12 protein-coding genes and 1 pseudogene are annotated in these 15,538 nt (G+C 66.3%); 11 read left to right on the top strand and 2 right to left on the bottom strand.

The features are described 5' to 3' along the window. Positions 1–151 precede the first annotated feature (151 nt). Positions 152–1,321 carry an acyltransferase family protein gene (locus tag CDN38_RS11985; RefSeq protein WP_075512583.1) on the top strand — a complete coding sequence of 390 codons (1,170 nt, stop codon included), beginning with the start codon at positions 152–154 and terminating at the stop codon, positions 1,319–1,321. 20 nt (positions 1,322–1,341) lie between these two features. Here the strand turns inward: CDN38_RS11985 and CDN38_RS11980 are convergent, their stop codons facing one another. Next, entirely contained in the window at positions 1,342–2,322 is a 981-nt protein-coding gene (locus CDN38_RS11980) for a phosphotriesterase family protein (RefSeq protein WP_075512461.1), read from the bottom strand. Positions 2,323–2,459: 137 nt separating this feature from the next. Between CDN38_RS11980 and CDN38_RS11975 the strand changes: the two genes are divergently transcribed. The 6 genes and pseudogenes from CDN38_RS11975 to CDN38_RS11950 all read left to right on the top strand — a co-directional run bounded on the left by CDN38_RS11975 (position 2,460) and on the right by CDN38_RS11950 (position 7,300). After that, entirely contained in the window at positions 2,460–4,178 is a 1,719-nt protein-coding gene (locus tag CDN38_RS11975) for an acyl-CoA dehydrogenase family protein (protein ID WP_075512460.1), read from the top strand. Positions 4,179–4,260: 82 nt separating this feature from the next. After that, positions 4,261–4,857 (top strand): annotated as a pseudogene (locus tag CDN38_RS32995) (PE family protein); the annotation flags it as partial. Positions 4,858–5,004: 147 nt separating this feature from the next. After that, on the top strand, positions 5,005–5,241 hold the full coding sequence (locus CDN38_RS11965) for an antitoxin (protein WP_075512458.1): 237 nt from the start codon (positions 5,005–5,007) through the stop codon (positions 5,239–5,241). Continuing rightward, positions 5,234–5,581 carry a type II toxin-antitoxin system PemK/MazF family toxin gene (locus CDN38_RS11960; RefSeq protein ID WP_075512457.1) on the top strand — a complete coding sequence of 116 codons (348 nt, stop codon included), beginning with the start codon at positions 5,234–5,236 and terminating at the stop codon, positions 5,579–5,581. Before CDN38_RS11965 ends, CDN38_RS11960 begins: the two co-directional genes overlap by 8 nt. A 94-nt stretch (positions 5,582–5,675) precedes the next feature. Beyond that, on the top strand, positions 5,676–6,359 hold the full coding sequence (locus tag CDN38_RS11955; protein ID WP_075512456.1) for a TetR/AcrR family transcriptional regulator: 684 nt from the start codon (positions 5,676–5,678) through the stop codon (positions 6,357–6,359). Continuing rightward, on the top strand, positions 6,356–7,300 hold the full coding sequence (locus tag CDN38_RS11950; RefSeq protein WP_023369766.1) for a R2-like ligand-binding oxidase: 945 nt from the start codon (positions 6,356–6,358) through the stop codon (positions 7,298–7,300). Before CDN38_RS11955 ends, CDN38_RS11950 begins: the two co-directional genes overlap by 4 nt. A 78-nt stretch (positions 7,301–7,378) precedes the next feature. On the opposite strand, the gene CDN38_RS11945 is transcribed toward CDN38_RS11950, so the two are convergent. Beyond that, on the bottom strand, positions 7,379–8,752 hold the full coding sequence (locus tag CDN38_RS11945) for an NADP-dependent succinic semialdehyde dehydrogenase (protein ID WP_075512455.1): 1,374 nt from the start codon (positions 8,750–8,752) through the stop codon (positions 7,379–7,381). Positions 8,753–8,818: 66 nt separating this feature from the next. Here CDN38_RS11945 and CDN38_RS11940 point away from each other — a divergent pair, with 66 nt between their 5' ends. From CDN38_RS11940 to CDN38_RS11930, 4 genes are all read left to right on the top strand, one after another. Further along, a complete protein-coding gene (locus tag CDN38_RS11940) occupies positions 8,819–10,468 on the top strand; it encodes an acetolactate synthase large subunit (protein ID WP_075512454.1) in 1,650 nt (549 codons plus the stop codon). 543 nt (positions 10,469–11,011) lie between these two features. Next, positions 11,012–11,305, top strand: a complete 294-nt coding sequence (locus CDN38_RS30700; protein ID WP_075509659.1) for a hypothetical protein — start codon at positions 11,012–11,014, stop codon at positions 11,303–11,305. Continuing rightward, entirely contained in the window at positions 11,281–11,730 is a 450-nt protein-coding gene (locus CDN38_RS30695) for an OsmC family protein (RefSeq protein ID WP_306316106.1), read from the top strand. Before CDN38_RS30700 ends, CDN38_RS30695 begins: the two co-directional genes overlap by 25 nt. Positions 11,731–12,197: 467 nt before the next feature. Beyond that, positions 12,198–15,533, top strand: a complete 3,336-nt coding sequence (locus CDN38_RS11930; RefSeq protein ID WP_075509657.1) for a serine/threonine-protein kinase — start codon at positions 12,198–12,200, stop codon at positions 15,531–15,533. Positions 15,534–15,538 lie beyond the last annotated feature (5 nt).

Raw genomic sequence — 15,538 nt, 5'->3', positions numbered from 1 at the left:
GTCAGTCGCGATCCGCTCCGACCTGACCATGCAGCGAGGCAAAACCCGTTTGACCCTAACAGCAGCATGTATTGCCCCGGGCTGCCTACCTGTCCCCACTTCGCCGGTGTACCCGGTGTACCCCATTCCCGCCTCGGCACACGGGCACACTGTGGTGGTGACCGATAGCCAGCAGGTGGGCGGGACGCGCAGCTTCCTGCCCGCCGTCGAGGGGATGCGCGCCTGCGCGGCCATGGGCGTGGTCGTCACCCATGCCGCATTCCAGACCGGGCATTCGAGCGGTGTCGCCGGCCGGCTGTTCGGCCGGTTCGATCTGGCCGTGGCGGTGTTTTTCGCGCTGTCGGGCTACCTGCTGTGGCGCGGGCACGCGGCAGCGGCGCGAGACGCCGGACCACGCCCGCGCACGGGTCACTATCTAAGATCGCGGGCGGTCCGCATCATGCCGGCCTACGTGGTTGCCGTGGTCGTCATCCTGTCCCTGCTGCCCGACGCCGACCACGCCAGCCCGACGGTGTGGCTGGCCAACCTGACGCTCACCCAAATCTATGTGCCGCTCACCCTGACCGGCGGCCTGACCCAGATGTGGAGCCTGTCGGTCGAGGTCGCCTTCTACCTGGCGCTGCCCGTGCTCGCCTGGCTGGCCCGCCGGATACCGGTCGGCGCGCGGGTGCCGGCGATCGCCGCCCTCGGGGTGGTCAGCTGGGCCTGGGCCTGGATACCCGTGCACACCGATTCCGGGCTCAACCCGCTGAACTGGCCACCGGCGTTTTTCTCGTGGTTCGCCGCGGGAATGCTGCTGGCCGAGTGGGTCCACAGCCGCATCGGGTTGCCGCACCGGTTGGCGCGCCGCCGGGTACTCATGGCCGTGGTCGCGGTACTGGCCTATCTGGTTGCGGCGTCACCACTGGCGGGTCCGGCGGGCTTGGTCCAGGGCACGTCGACCCAATTCGCGGTCAAGACCGCAATGGGCGCACTGGTGGCGTTGACGTTGGTCGCGCCCCTGGTACTGGACCGCCCCGACACGTCGCACCGGCTGCTCGGCAGCACCGCCATGGTCACGCTGGGGCGCTGGTCCTATGGCCTGTTCATCTGGCACTTGGCCGCCCTAGAGATGGTGTTTCCGGTGCTCGGCATCTTTCCGTTCACCGGCCACCTGCCGGCGGTACTGGTGTTGACGCTGGTCTTCGGTTTCGCCATCGCCGCGGTCAGCTACGCGCTGGTCGAGTCGCCGTGCCGGGAAGCGTTGCGCCGCTGGGAAAAACGCGCCAAGCACATCGAGCCGCAGGACGTCGACCGGGAAGCGGACGCGATCGCGCCCTGAGCCCCCGGGCTACTCGCGGGCTAGTCGTAGCCGCCCTGCCGCTCGAAAATGCGGCGCGGGTTGTCCACGAGCATGGTGTGCAGCTGCTCGTCGGTGACACCGCGCTGCTTTAGCGCCGGGATCACGTCATTGTGGATGTGCAGGTAATGCCAGTTGGGCGCGGCGACCGGCAGCAGCGCCTCCGGCAGCGCGTCGAAGTAGCAGTTCGCGTCGTGGGAGAGCACCATCTTGTCGGCGTGCCCGCGCTCGCACATCCGCGCCACGATGTTCACCCGCTCCTCGAACGGCAGGATGACGTCGAGGCCGAACCGGTCCATCCCCAGGTAGGAGCCGGCGGCGATGAGCTCTTCCAGGTAGCCGACGTCGGTGCTGTCGCCCGAGTGTCCGATGACCACCCGGCTCAGGTCGACGCCCTCCTCTTCGAAAATGCGCTGCTGCTCCAGCCCGCGGCGCAACCCGGCGTGCGTGTGGGTGGAAATCGGCACCCCGGTGCGCTTGTGCGCCTGCGCGACGGCGCGCAACACCCGCTCGACGCCGGGGGTGATGCCGGGTTCGTCGGTGGCGCACTTGAGAATGCCGGCCTTGATACCGGTGTCGGCGATGCCCTGCTCGATGTCGCGGATGAACAGGTCGGTCATGGTCTCGGGGCCGTCGAGCTGCGTGCCCGGTCCGAGATAGTGGAAACAGAACGGCACATCGTTGTAGGTGTACAAGCCGGTGGCGACGACGATGTTCAGCTCGGTCTGCGCGGCTACCCGCGCGATGCGCGGGATATAGCGGCCCAGGCCGATCACCGTCAGGTCGACGATGGTGTCCACGCCCCGGGACTTCAACTCGCCCAGCCGGGCGACCGCATCTGCCACCCGCTTGTCCTCGTCCCCCCAGGCGTCGGGATAGTTCTGCACGACTTCGGTGGTCATGATGAACACGTGCTCGTGCATGAGCGTGACGCCGAGATCAGCGGTATCGATCGGCCCGCGGGCGGTATTGAGTTCTGACACGTAGCTGATGCTAGGTCGCGACGCGGGTCAGCCGACAGGGCCGATTTGTCGGCACCTGTAACAACGACGGCGGTATTGCAGTACGGTCTACCCGCGTCCATTTCCGAACACATTCGAATCGCCCGGGAGCCACCGTCATGCTGCTCAATCCCAACCGCCTGCAACGCAAATATCCCGACCAGCGTTCAGCGGAGATCATGCAGGCCACCGTGGACTTCTTCGAGTCCCGGGGAAAGGCGCGCCTCAAGCGCGACGACCACGACCGGGTGTGGTATTCGGACTTTCTGGACCACATTGGGCGGGAACGGATCTTCGCTTCACTGCTGACCCCGTCCGAATACGGCGCTGACGATTGTCGCTGGGACACCTACCGAATCAGCGAGTTCGCCGAGATCGTCGGCTTCTACGGGCTGAGCTACTGGTACCCGTTCCAGGTGACGGCGCTGGGGCTGGGCCCGATCTGGATGAGCGATAACGAGGACGCCAAGCGCAAGGCTGCCGCCCAGCTGGAGCAGGGCGAGGTGTTCGCTTTCGGGTTGTCGGAGCAGTCCCATGGCGCCGACGTCTACCAGACCGACATGATCCTGACCCCCGCAAAAGATGTTGGACACGGCTGGGTCGCCAACGGCGAGAAGTACTACATCGGCAACGCCAACGTCGCCCGGATGGTCTCCACCTTCGGCAAGATCGCGGGGTCCTCGGGTAACCCTGACGAATACGTCTTCTTCGCCGCCGACTCGCGGCACGACCGGTACGAGCTGAAGAAGAACGTGGTCAACTCGCAGAACTACGTGGCGAACTACGCACTGCACGACTACCCGGTCACCGAGGCCGACCTGCTGCACCGCGGCATGGGGGCCTTCCACGCCGCGCTCAACACCGTCAACGTGTGCAAGTACAACCTGGGCTGGGGTGCGGTCGGCATGTGCACCCACGCCATGTACGAGGCGATCACCCACGCCGCCAACCGGCACCTCTACGGCACCGTCGTCACCGACTTCAGCCACGTGCGCCGGCTGCTCACCGACGCCTACGCGCGGCTGGTCGCGATGCGGTTGGTCGCGACCCGGGCCAGCGACTACATGCGCAGCGCCTCGGCACACGACCGTCGTTACCTGCTCTACAGCCCGCTCACCAAGGCCAAGGTCACCAGCGAGGGCGAGCGCGTCATCACCGCGCTGTGGGACGTCATCGCCGCCAAGGGCGTGGAGAAGGACACCTTCTTCGAGACCGTGGCCCGCGAGATCGGGCTGCTGCCGCGGCTGGAGGGCACCGTCCACATCAACATCGGGCTGCTCGGCAAGTTCATGCCCAACTACCTGTTCGCCCCCGACGCCGCGCTGCCGCTGATTGCCCGCCGAGACGACGCCGCCGACGACACCTTCCTGTTCAACCAGGGTCCGACCGGTGGCCTGGGCAAGGTGCGCTTCCACGATTGGCGCGCGTCCTTCGACAGCTACGCCCACCTACCCAATGTCGCGCTGCTGCGCGACCAGATCGACGTGCTTGCCGAGATGCTGGCCAGCGCTACTCCGGATGCGTTGCAGCAGAAGGACATTGACTTCGCCTTCGGTGTGGGGCAGTTGTTCGCGACGGTGCCCTACGCCCAGCTCATCCTGGAGGAGGCCCCGCTTTCGGGTGTGGACGAGGCGCTGATCGACGAGATCTTCGGCTTGCTGGTACGCGACTTCAACAGCTACGCCGTTGAGCTGCACGACAAGTCGGCCACCACGGACGAGCAGGCGCAGTTCGCCATGCGGATGATCCGCCGTCCCGTCCATGACCCGGCGCGTTACGACCGGAACTGGAAGGAACACGTGCTACCGCTCAACAGCGCGTACGAGATGCGGCCGTAGGCAGGTCAGCCCCGCGACGAATATCCCGGAACACCCGGCAACGAGGCGGTATCGGCGTAGATTGCTTGGTGCTCGTTCGGGAGGCGCACACGCCCAGGCGTATCAAGCGCTCAGCACCCAGGCGGCGGCATTTCATAACCAGTTTGTGCAGACGTTGAGCGCGGGTGCCGCCTCGTACGCCAGCGCTGAGGCCGCGAACGCGGCGCAGACTTTGCAGCAGGACGTCCTTGGCGTGATCAATGCCCCTACACAGATGTTGTTGGGGCGATGTTGTTGGGGCGCCCGCTGATTGGTAATGGGGCCAATGCCACGACGCCGGGCGGCAACGGTGGTGATGGTGGTTTGTTGTATGACAACGGTGGTAATGGTGCCGCCGGCGGGGCCGGCCAGGCCGGTGGTCATGGTGGCAATGTCGGGTTGTGGGGCGACGGCGGTCCCGGCGGCCCTGGCAGCTTGCCGAATACGAGTGGCGGCACTGGTGGTGCCGGCGAGACCGGCTTCATCCACTTCCCAAACGACCACCGGCGGCCATGGTGGTGCCGGTGGTGACGGTGCCGCTGGGGTGGCCGGCGGGGCGGGCACGCCCGGTGGTGCGGGCGGCGCCGGCGGTGCCGCCACGAATGCTGGAGGTGACGCCCACGGGGGTGATGGCGGTATCGGGGGCACCGGTGGCGCTGGCGTTACGACCAGATTTGGAAGAACCATTTCTCGCCGCTCAACGGCGCCTACCAGATGCGCCCATGAGCGAGGGCTGGGTTTCATGGCGAGCTCAACCCATGGCGATGCGGCAGGCGCTTTATTTGTCTACTAATATAGACTACAAACTGTGTCTACATCGAGGACCACGATCAGGGTTTCGGTACAGACTCGTGACCGCCTGGCAACCCAGGCCCGGGAACGAGGCCTGTCGATTTCTGCTCTGCTCGCCGAATTGGCCGCTCGTCTCGAGCGCGAGGCGATATTCCGTGCCGAACGCGAGGCCACTCGTGCCGAGGCGACATCGCAAGCCGTACACGACGAGCACCGCGACTGGGACATCACGGTCAGCGACGGCCTTGGCTGAGCCGCGACGTGGCGAACTCTGGCTTGTGGCCCTTGGCGCGGCTCGCGCTGCTGAGCCCGGCAAGCATCGCCCCGCCGTTGTTGTGTCTGTCGATGAAATACTCACCGGAATCGACGACGAGCTCATTGTCGTAGTACCGGTGTCGAGTTCACTTGCCCGAAGCCCATTGCGGCCAGACATCTCACCCGCTGAAGGCGTCGAGGCCGCCAGTGTCGCCGTCTGCCGCAGCATCCGCGCCATCTCCCGCACCCGGCTACTGCGGCGACTGGGCACGCTGGCGCCCGACACGATGCGCCAAATCGAACACGCCCTGGAACTGATCCTGGGGATCGACCGCTGACTTTCGCCGGACAAGCCCGCAACAGAGCGCCGCAGCCTTGACTGTGAAGTAGCTCACCGTAAAATGACCAGTGGTCATCAACGCGAGGAGGCGTATGCCGACGGTGACATGGGCGCGGGTCGACCCGGCTCGCCGGGCGGCCATCATCGAGGCCGCCGAGGCCGAGTTCGGGGCGCACGGGTTTTCCAACGGCAGCCTGAACGTCATCGCACGGCGCGCGCGGGTCGCCAAGGGAAGCCTGTTCCAATACTTTGCCGACAAGCGGGACCTCTATGCGTTCATCGCCGATATCGGCAGCCAGCGGGTGCGTTCCTACATGGAGAACCTCATCCGCGAGCTCGATCCCAGCCGGCCGTTCTTCGAATTTCTCACCGACCTGCTCGACGGCTGGGTCGCCTACTACGCCGAACATCCCCGCGAACGTGCCCTTCACGCCGCGGCGACGCTGGAGGTCGACACCGACGCCCGGATCAGCGTCCGCAGCGTCATTCATCGGCATTACCTGGAAGTGCTGCGGCCGTTGGTGCGCGATGCACAGAACCGTGGTGACTTGCGGGCCGATGCCGACATCGACGTGTTGTTGTCGCTGCTGCTGCTGATCTTTCCGCACTTGGCGCTCGCGCCCTACATGCGCGGTCTGGACCCGGTGCTGGGGCTCGACGAACCCACGCCCGAGCAGCCGGCGCTGGCCGTGCGCAGGCTGGTAGCCGTACTGGCGGCGGCCTTCTCCCAAAAACTCTCCCCGGAACACGCCTCGGACATTCAGGAGGTCACATGACACGGACACGATCAGGCTCGCTGGCCGCCGGCGGCCTCAACTGGAACAGCCTGCCGTTGAAGTTGTTCGCCGGCGGCAACGCCAAATTCTGGGATCCGGCCGACATCGACTTCTCCCGCGAGCGCGAGGACTGGGATCGGTTGACCGACACCGAACGAGACTATGCCATCCGGCTGTGTGCCCAGTTCGTCGCCGGTGAGGAAGCCGTGACCGAGGACATTCAGCCGTTCATGGCCGCCATGCGGGCCGAGGGGCGACTCGCCGACGAGATGTATCTGACCCAGTTCGCGTTCGAGGAGGCCAAGCACACCCAGGTGTTCCGCATGTGGCTGGACTCCGTCGGCGTCACCGGGGACCTGCATGGCTATCTCGACGACCTGCCGTCCTACCGGCAGATGTTCTACGACGAGCTGCCGGAATGCCTCAGCGCGTTGACCACCGATCCGTCGCCGGCCGCTCAGGTCCGGGCGTCGGTGACCTACAACCACATCGTCGAGGGCATGCTCGCGCTCACCGGTTACTACGCGTGGCACAAGATCTGTGTGGAGCGCGGGATTCTTCCCGGCATGCAGCGGCTGGTACGGCACATCAGCGACGACGAGCGCCGCCACATGGCGTGGGGCACCTTTACCTGCCGGCGCCATGTCGCCGCGAACGACGCCAACTGGACGGTGTTCGAGGAGCGGATGAACGAGCTCATTCCGCTGGCATTGCAACTCACCCAGGACGGCTTCGCCCTCTATGGGGACCCGATGCCGTTCGATCTGTCGGTGGAGGAGTTCATGACGTATTCCAGCGACAAGGGCATGCGGCGCTTCGGGACGATCAGCAGCGCCCGCGGCCGCCCGGTCGGCGAAATCGACCTCGACTACACGCCGGTGCAGCTCGAGGACACCTTCGCCGAGGAGGATCAGCGGGCCCTGGCCGCGGCTTCGGCCTAGTAGCCCCCGCGAGCAGACGCAGAATCGCACAAATGCCGCGGTGCTGATGCGATTCTGCGGCTGCTCGCCAGCCGAAAATTAGCCGACCCAGACGGCTTTGGCGTTGCAGAACTCGCGGATCCCGTGTCCGGAAAGTTCCCGGCCGTAGCCGGACCGCTTGATGCCGCCGAACGGCAATTCCGGGTAGGACACCGTCATGCCGTTGATGAAGACCTGCCCGGCCTCGATCTCGTCGACGAAGCGCTGTTGCTCGGCCTCGTCGCGGGTCCAGGCGTTGGACCCCAGCCCGAAGGTCGTGGCGTTGGCGATCTCGATGGCTTCGTCGATGTCGGCGGCCCGGTACACCGAGGCGACGGGCCCGAAGACTTCCTCGGTGTAGAGCGCCATGTCCTTGGTGATGTCGGTGATCACCGTCGGGGGATAGAACCAGCCCGGCCGGTCCGGGGACTTACCGCCGCAGCGGATCACCGCGCCGGCCGCCGCGGCGTCGTCGACCTGTTTGGCGATCTCGTCGCGGCCCGACTCGGTGGCCAGCGGACCCACGTCGGTGTCCGAGTCGGTCGGGTCACCGACCCGCAAAGCGGACATCCGCTCGACGAACTTGTCGACGAAGGCGTCGTAGATGTCGGCGTGCGCGATGAACCGCTTTGCGGCGATGCAGGATTGGCCGTTGTTCTGCACCCGGGCGGTGACGGCCGTCTTGACCGCCTCGTCCAGGTCGGCCGACGGCATCACGATGAACGGGTCGCTGCCGCCGAGCTCGAGCACGGTGGGCTTGATCTCGTCACCGGCGATCGCGCCCACCGACTGGCCGGCCGGTTCGCTGCCGGTCAACGTGGCCGCGGCCACCCGCGAATCCCGCAAGATGTCTTCCACCGCGCTGGACGGGACCAGCAACGTCTGGAAGCAACCGTCCGGAAACCCGCCGCGGGCGATGACGTCGGCAAGGTACAACGCGCACTGCGGCACATTCGACGCGTGCTTCAACAGACCCACGTTGCCGGCCATCAGGGCGGGCGCGGCGAACCGGACCGCCTGCCACAGCGGGAAGTTCCACGGCATCACGGCCAGCACCACCCCCAGCGGTTGATAGCGGGTGTAGGCCTTGGCGGCCCCCACCTTCGTCGCGTCGGCCGGCTCGTCGGCGAGCAGCGCTTCGGTGTTCTCGGCGTAATAGCGAAATCCCTTGGCGCACTTGAGCACCTCAGCCTTCGCCGAGGCCAGCGTCTTGCCCATCTCGAGCGTCATCACCGCCGCGGTCTGGTCGGCCTCGGCCTCGAGCAGGTCGGCGGTGGCGTTGGCCCACTGGGCGCGTTGCGCGTAGCTGGTGTGGCGATAGTCGGCGAATCGCTCATAGGCGCGCGCGATGGCGGCGTCGACTTCTTCGCGGGTCGCCGGTGTGAAGGTCTTGACGGTCTCTCCGGTGGCGGGGTTGATCGTGGCGATGGGCACGGTGACATCCTCTGCTGGTGGTCTAGCGGAAGGTTCCCCGCCCAGCCTGCCACTATCGTGGCCAGTGTGACTACCGCCGCCCAGCTCATGGTGAAGTGCCTGGAAAGCGAGGGGGTTTCCGTCGTCTTCGGGATACCGGGCGAGGAGAACATCCGCTTCGTACAGGCGTTGGCCGCATCGGACATCCGTTATGTGCTCACCCGGCACGAGCAGGCGGCGGCGTTCATGGCCGAGATGTACGGGCGGGTCACCGGCCGCGCCGCGGTGGTGTCGACGACGCTGGGGCCGGGCGCGATCAACATGCAGCTCGGCGTCGCGGACGCGACCACCAACAGCACCCCGATGGTCGCGATCTCCGCGCAGGTGGGTCAGGACCGGGAGTTCAAGGAGTCGCACCAGTACGTCGACCTGGTGTCGATGTTCGCCCCGATCACCCGCTGGGCCGCCGGCGTCCCCACCGCGCGCGCCATACCGGAGATGTTCCGCAAGGCGTTCAAGGTCGCCGAGACAGAACGCCCGGCGGCGGTGTACCTGGCGGTGCCCGAGCAACTCGATGCCGACGTCGCCGACTACTCCGACCTGGCCCCGCTGCCCCGCAATGTGGTGCGCGCCGAGGCGCCGGCGGCCGGTCAGGTGGCACGCGCCGTCGAGATCCTGCGCGCGGCGCGCCGGCCCGTGGTGCTGGCCGGACATGGCGCCGCACGGGGCGACGCGACCGCGGCGCTGGTCCGCTTCTCCGACGGGCTCGGCGTGCCGGTGGCCAACACCTTCCACGGCAAGGGCGTGATGCCCGACGACCACCCCAACAGCATCGGCACCATGGGGTTCATGCGGCATGACTACGTCAACTTCGGGTTCGACGACGCCGACGTCGTGATCGCCGTCGGTTACGAGCTGCAGGAGTTCGACCCCGTCCAGATCAATCCGGGCGCCGACAAGAAGATCATTCATATCCACCGATTCCCGGCCGAGGTCGACGCGCACTATCCGGTTGACGTCGGGATCATCGGCGACATCAGCGCGTCCCTGGATGCGCTGACGGACGCGCTGTCCGGCCACCGCTTCGACTGCGGAACCGACGTACCCGGCTCCGGCTTGCTCGAAGAGGAATTCGCTCGGGGACAACATGATTCGCGTTATCCGCTGGCACCGCAGCGGGTGGTCGCCGACACCCGGGCGGCGTTGGGCCGCAGCGACGTGGTGCTGGTGGACACCGGGGCCACCAAGATGTGGATGGCCCGGCTGTACCCGACGTATGAGCGCAACACCTGTCTGATATCAAATGGCTTGTCCACCATGGGTTTTGCCCTTCCGGGGGCCATCGGTGTCCGGCTGGCCCGGCCGGAGGCCAAGGTGCTGGCCGTCGTCGGCGACGGCGCGTTTCTGATGAACTCGCAGGACATCGAGACCGCCGTCCGGGAGCGGATACCGCTGGTGGTGCTGATCTGGGAAGACGGCGGGTACGGGCTCATCGAGTGGAAGATGGACCTCGAACTCGGCGAACACTATTACGTCAAGTTCGGCAATCCCGATGTGGTGAGCTACGCGAACAGCTTTGGCGCCAGGGGATATCGAATCACGAGCGCCGAAGAATTGCTGCCGACACTGAAAGCCGCGCTCGACGACGACGGCGTCTCGCTGATCTCCTGTCCGGTCGACTACTCTGAGAACCTGCGCCTGACGGACCGACTTGGACAGTTGGACGGCACACTGTAGCTTCAGGCGGCGGCCGGCCCTTCCCGGCTAGGCCGAAGTTCCCCCCTGCGGGGCGGTCCTGAGGGGTCTGCATCGTTATGAGCAGGTGTTTCGCGTCCGATGGCTGCCGATTACGTAGACATGTATTGGAGTCCCACCGCTTCGGCTACACGTAGGCAGTACACCCCACAGCCAGACCGCAAAACTGCAGGTCACACCCCAACCCGTCACCAAACCAGGGGGAACTACGGGCTAGGCGGGCTTCCAAACACCCGACTCCATCGCTGGCCTGGCGGCATCGCCCCAATCTGTCCGGCTTCATCAGCCGAGATATCGTCGGCGACAAGGGGTATCGGTGTTCGCCGACAGGTCCTACCCTAAGGCTCGCAAGCTCTGCGGAAGTTGGGGCAGATGCCTCATGCGCGGACATTATTGGCGCCAGGACCATCATATGCATGACTAGCTGCGCTAGCCGACGGGCACCGACTCTCATCCGCGGCGGAATTGCAGGCCGGAGTCGTCGCAACTCAACATGAAACCGGCTGGAACACAGCAAGGAAAGCCATGACCACCACGAACGCTTCCATCGACAACGGCGTCAACGTCGACGCCCTGCTCGGAGCCCACACCACATTGGCCGGGAAACCACAATTGGCACAATTTGAGTGGCGTGCAAATCATCACTGGGTCAACGGAACCCACAGTCGAGCCACCATCGACACGTTTTGCGGCTTGGGAGAGGAGCAGCACCACAAGACGCCGTTCACCTACGACATCGATCATCCGTTGGCGTTTGCCGGGCATGACAACGGCGCCGCCCCCGTCGATACGTACTGGTTGCGCTCGGCGGCTGCCTGACCGCCGGCATCGCCTCGATCGCTCAGCGGCGTGGGATCCAGTTACGCTCGGTGCGCGCCACCGTCGAGGCCGGGGAAGACCTTCTCGGTATCCTCGGGGCGGATCCCACCGTCCGCAATGGTTTCAGCGGTATCAAGGTGACCTACCGGATCGACGCTGACGCCACGGCCGACGAGATCAGGGCGCTGGTCGCCCAGTCACAGAAGGACCTCGCAGAGCGGATCGCGAGCTATCGATGGGATCTGATGGAGCTGCGCGAGAATCTTCATGCGATTCGACCGGGCAATGCGGCCGGAGGTCGACGCACTGCGGGAACTCGCCCGCCTCGACGGCCAATCCGACCTCTCTTGCTGGATAGCGGTTATGCTCGCGCCGCGGGTCGGCTATTGCGCTATCGTCCGAACGGCCCACGCGTGAACCTCTAGGTCGGTGCCGATAATCTGATGACCTGCATGTCGGGTGTGTAGAGACTGCCCACCCAGCGGCCTAACTCGATGTCCACCCTGAGCAACGATCCGTCCGCCAGTCGATGATGGCCCGTCCTCATCGTCGAGATCGTGTTCACCGCGTACCTCTTATGCAGTGGTTACGGCCACCCCGGCCGCGCTGCCCTGATCATCGGTCCGCAGCCGCCGCGGTCGCGTGGGGCGTTTGCCTCAACTTCGGGCAGCCCGCGCGAGGAGCGGTTGCCGCTAAGCGGCAGCACTCGGCTGAGCCAGTCGGTCCTGAGCCCGGCAGATGATGGCGCACGGATTGCCGTATCAAGCACCTGGCGGGCACCGCAGCGCGTTTTTGCGTTGGCTCCCATCCCGTTTTCGCTGACCGCAATCGGCGCTAGGGTGTCAGTGTCAGCGGAGCTCAACAGGCTCCCTGGGGAGGATAGTCACCGGCGATGGTCGACGTCGATTCGCACCCGACGCAGCGGGGCCTGGTCCCCGACATCCCCGCGGAATTGCGCGAGGCGGGATTCGACGACGTCGCCGAGATCGGGCGGGGCGGTTTCGGCGTCGTCTACCGGTGCGCTCAGCCGCTGCTGGACCGTACGGTCGCGGTCAAAGTGCTGACCACCGACCTGGACCCGGAGAACCTCGATCGCTTCCTGCGTGAGCAGCATGCGATGGGCAAGCTTTCCGGCCATCCGAACATCGTGACCATCCTGCAGGTCGGCACCACGGTGAGCGGCCGACCGTTCATCGTCATGCCCTACCACGCCAAGAATTCGCTGGAATCGCTGATCCGTAGGCACGGGCCGCTGGATTGGGGTGAGACGCTGCGCGTCGGCGTGAAGCTGGCCGGTGCACTCGAGGCCGCCCATCGCGCCGGCATCCTGCACCGTGACGTCAAGCCGGCGAACATCCTGCTGACCGAGTACGGCGAACCGGAGCTGACCGACTTCGGCATCGCCAGGATGTCCGGCGGCTTCCAGACCGCCACCGGGATCATCACCGGCTCGCCGGCGTTCACCGCGCCCGAAGTGCTCGAAGGCAAGACGCCCACACCGGCATCGGATCTGTATTCCCTTGGCGCTACGCTGTTTTGCGCGCTAACCGGGCACGCCGCATTCGAGCGCCGCAGCGGTGAGAAGGTCATCGCTCAGTTCCTGCGCATCACGTCGCAGCCGGTACCGGATCTGCGGGAGCAGGGACTGCCGGATGAGGTGGCCGCGGTCATCGAACGGGCGATGGCGCGCGATCCCGCGGCGCGCCCACCGGGTGCGGCGGCGTTCGGTGACGAGCTGCGCGGGGTTCAGCGCGCCAGCGGTGTCGCGGTCGACGAGATGGCCCTACCCGTCGACCTGGGCGTGGAGCGCCGGACGTCGCCGGTGGCCCCCTCGGCGGTGCGGCGGGACACCGGAGCCACGCCGACACCGCCGACCCCGACGACGAAGTACCGACCGCCGGTTCCGACCCGATCGCTGGTTGTCCGTAACCGGCTGCTCGACGTGTTGCGGGCGGGTGGGCGGCGACGGCTGGTCCTCATCCACGCGCCCTCCGGTTTCGGCAAGAGCACGCTGGCGGCCCAGTGGCGCGAGGAGCTTTCGCGGCCCCCGGTTGGGGTGGGCTGGCTGACCATCGACGACGACGACAACAACGTGGTGTGGTTTCTGGCGCACCTACTCGAGTCGATCCGGCAGGTTCGCCCGGCGCTTGCCGCGTCGCTGGGGCAGGTGCTCGACGAGCACGGCGACGACGCCGCCCGATATGTGCTCACCGCGCTCATCGACGAGATACACCAGAATGACGACCGGCTGGTGGTGGTCATCGACGACTGGCACCGGGTATCGGATACCAAGACCATCGGCGCGCTCGGTTTTCTGCTCGAGCGCGGCTGCAATCATCTGCAAGTCATCGTGACCAGCTGGTCGCGCGCCGGACTACCGGTGAGCAAGTTGCGGATACGCGATGAACTAGTCGAAATCGACGGTGATGCATTGCGGTTCGACGTAGACGAGGCCCGATCGCTGCTCAACGATGTCGATGGCCTGCGGCTGCCGGATGGCGACGTGCGGGCACTGACCACCTCGACCGACGGATGGGTGGCCGCGCTGCAATTGGCGGCGTTGTCGCTGCGCGGCGGCGCCGACGCCGGCAGCCTGGTGAGCCGGATGTCCGGTGCGAGCGAGATGATCGGCGATTTCCTCGCCGAGAACGTGCTGGACAGCCTGGAACCAGAGTTGCTCGAGTTCTTGCTGGCGACATCGATCACCGAGCGCACCTGTGGTGGGCTGGCGTCCGCGCTGGCCGAGGTGCCGCGTGGGCAGGCGATGCTGGAAGACATCGAGCAGCGCGGCCTGTTCCTGCAGCGAATCGACAAGGACCCGAGCTGGTTTCGCTACCATCACCTGTTCGCCGAGTTCCTGCGCCACCGGCTCGAACGTGATCACCCCGACCGGGTCGGTCAACTCCATCGCGCGGCTTCGGACTGGTTCGCCGAACACGGCCACCTCAACGAAGCCGTCGACCACGCGCTGGCCTCGGGCGACCCCGCCCGCGCGGTCGACCTGGTCGAGCAGGACGAGACCAACCTGCTCGAGCAGTCGAAGATGACGACGCTGCTGGAAATCGTCAAGAAACTGCCGCCGCGATTGGTGGTTTCGAGAGCGCGGCTGCAGCTGACCCTGGCGTGGACGAACGTTCTGCTGCAACGGTTGGCGCCAGCCGCCGCGGCGCTGAAGTCATTCGAGACGGCCCTGGATCGCGCGGACCTCAGCGACGTGACGCGGGCAGATCTGCGGGTGGAGGCCGACGTGCTGCGCGCAGTCGGCGAGGTCTTCGCCGACAGGGTGGACGCCATCGATCATCTGGTAGCCGAGGCACTGGCACGGCCGGACAGCTTCCATCCGCGGGTGGGCGGCGTGGCGGGAAGCCTGGCAGCGTTCGCCGCAGTCCACCGTTTCGAGTTCGACGCCGCGAATCGACTGCTCGCGTGGGCGGAGCCCTACCAGGAGATGATGGGCCCCTTCGCCGGCGTCTACGCACATTGCTTCGGCGGCATCGTGGCCAGGTATGCGCTCGACATTCCCGGCGCCCTGAGGAATTTCCGGGAAGCCTACGAGATGGGCGCGACGGCGGGACAGCACTCCTACGCCGTGCGGCTCGCCTGCGCTCTTCTGGGCGAATTGCTCTACCAGACTGGCGAATTGGCGGAGGCCACCCGTCTGCTGGACGAGGGCTACCAGTTGGAATCCGTGGGAGCCGGTGTCGACACCATGATCGCCAGGTACGTGACGGGCGCACGAGTCAAGGCAGTGCAAGGGGATCGCGGCACCGCGATCGATCGCCTCACCGATGGCATGGCGGCTGCGGAGCGGCTGCGGCTGCCGCGGCTGGCGGCGGCCGTCAACAACGAGCGAATCCGGCTGGGCATCGAGATCCCGCAGGAGGTCGCCGTCCGGTTGCGCGCCACCCGCACCATTCGTCAGGCTCCCCGGGGCGACGGAATCGCCACGATCATCGCCGAACTCGACGAGGACTCCGCTATTCGGCTGTTGTCGGGGAGCGCCTCGGCAGACGATCAGGAGCAGGCATGCCGGCGTGCCACTGAGCTGCTAGCCGGAATCGACGGCGCACGACGGCCCTGGGCGGCATTGGGTGCGCAGCTGCTGCTGGTCGAAACGCTCAGGGCCACAGGGAGAACCGACGACGCCAACGCCCTGGCGCCCGCGGTCGTCGCGCGCTGCCGCGAACAGGGACTGTCGGGGCTGCTTACGGACGCGGGACTCGGCTGAAGAAT

This window comes from Mycobacterium ostraviense (assembly GCF_002705925.1).
Taxonomy (GTDB): domain Bacteria; phylum Actinomycetota; class Actinomycetes; order Mycobacteriales; family Mycobacteriaceae; genus Mycobacterium; species Mycobacterium ostraviense.
This window is presented reverse-complemented; position numbering and strand designations above follow the sequence as displayed.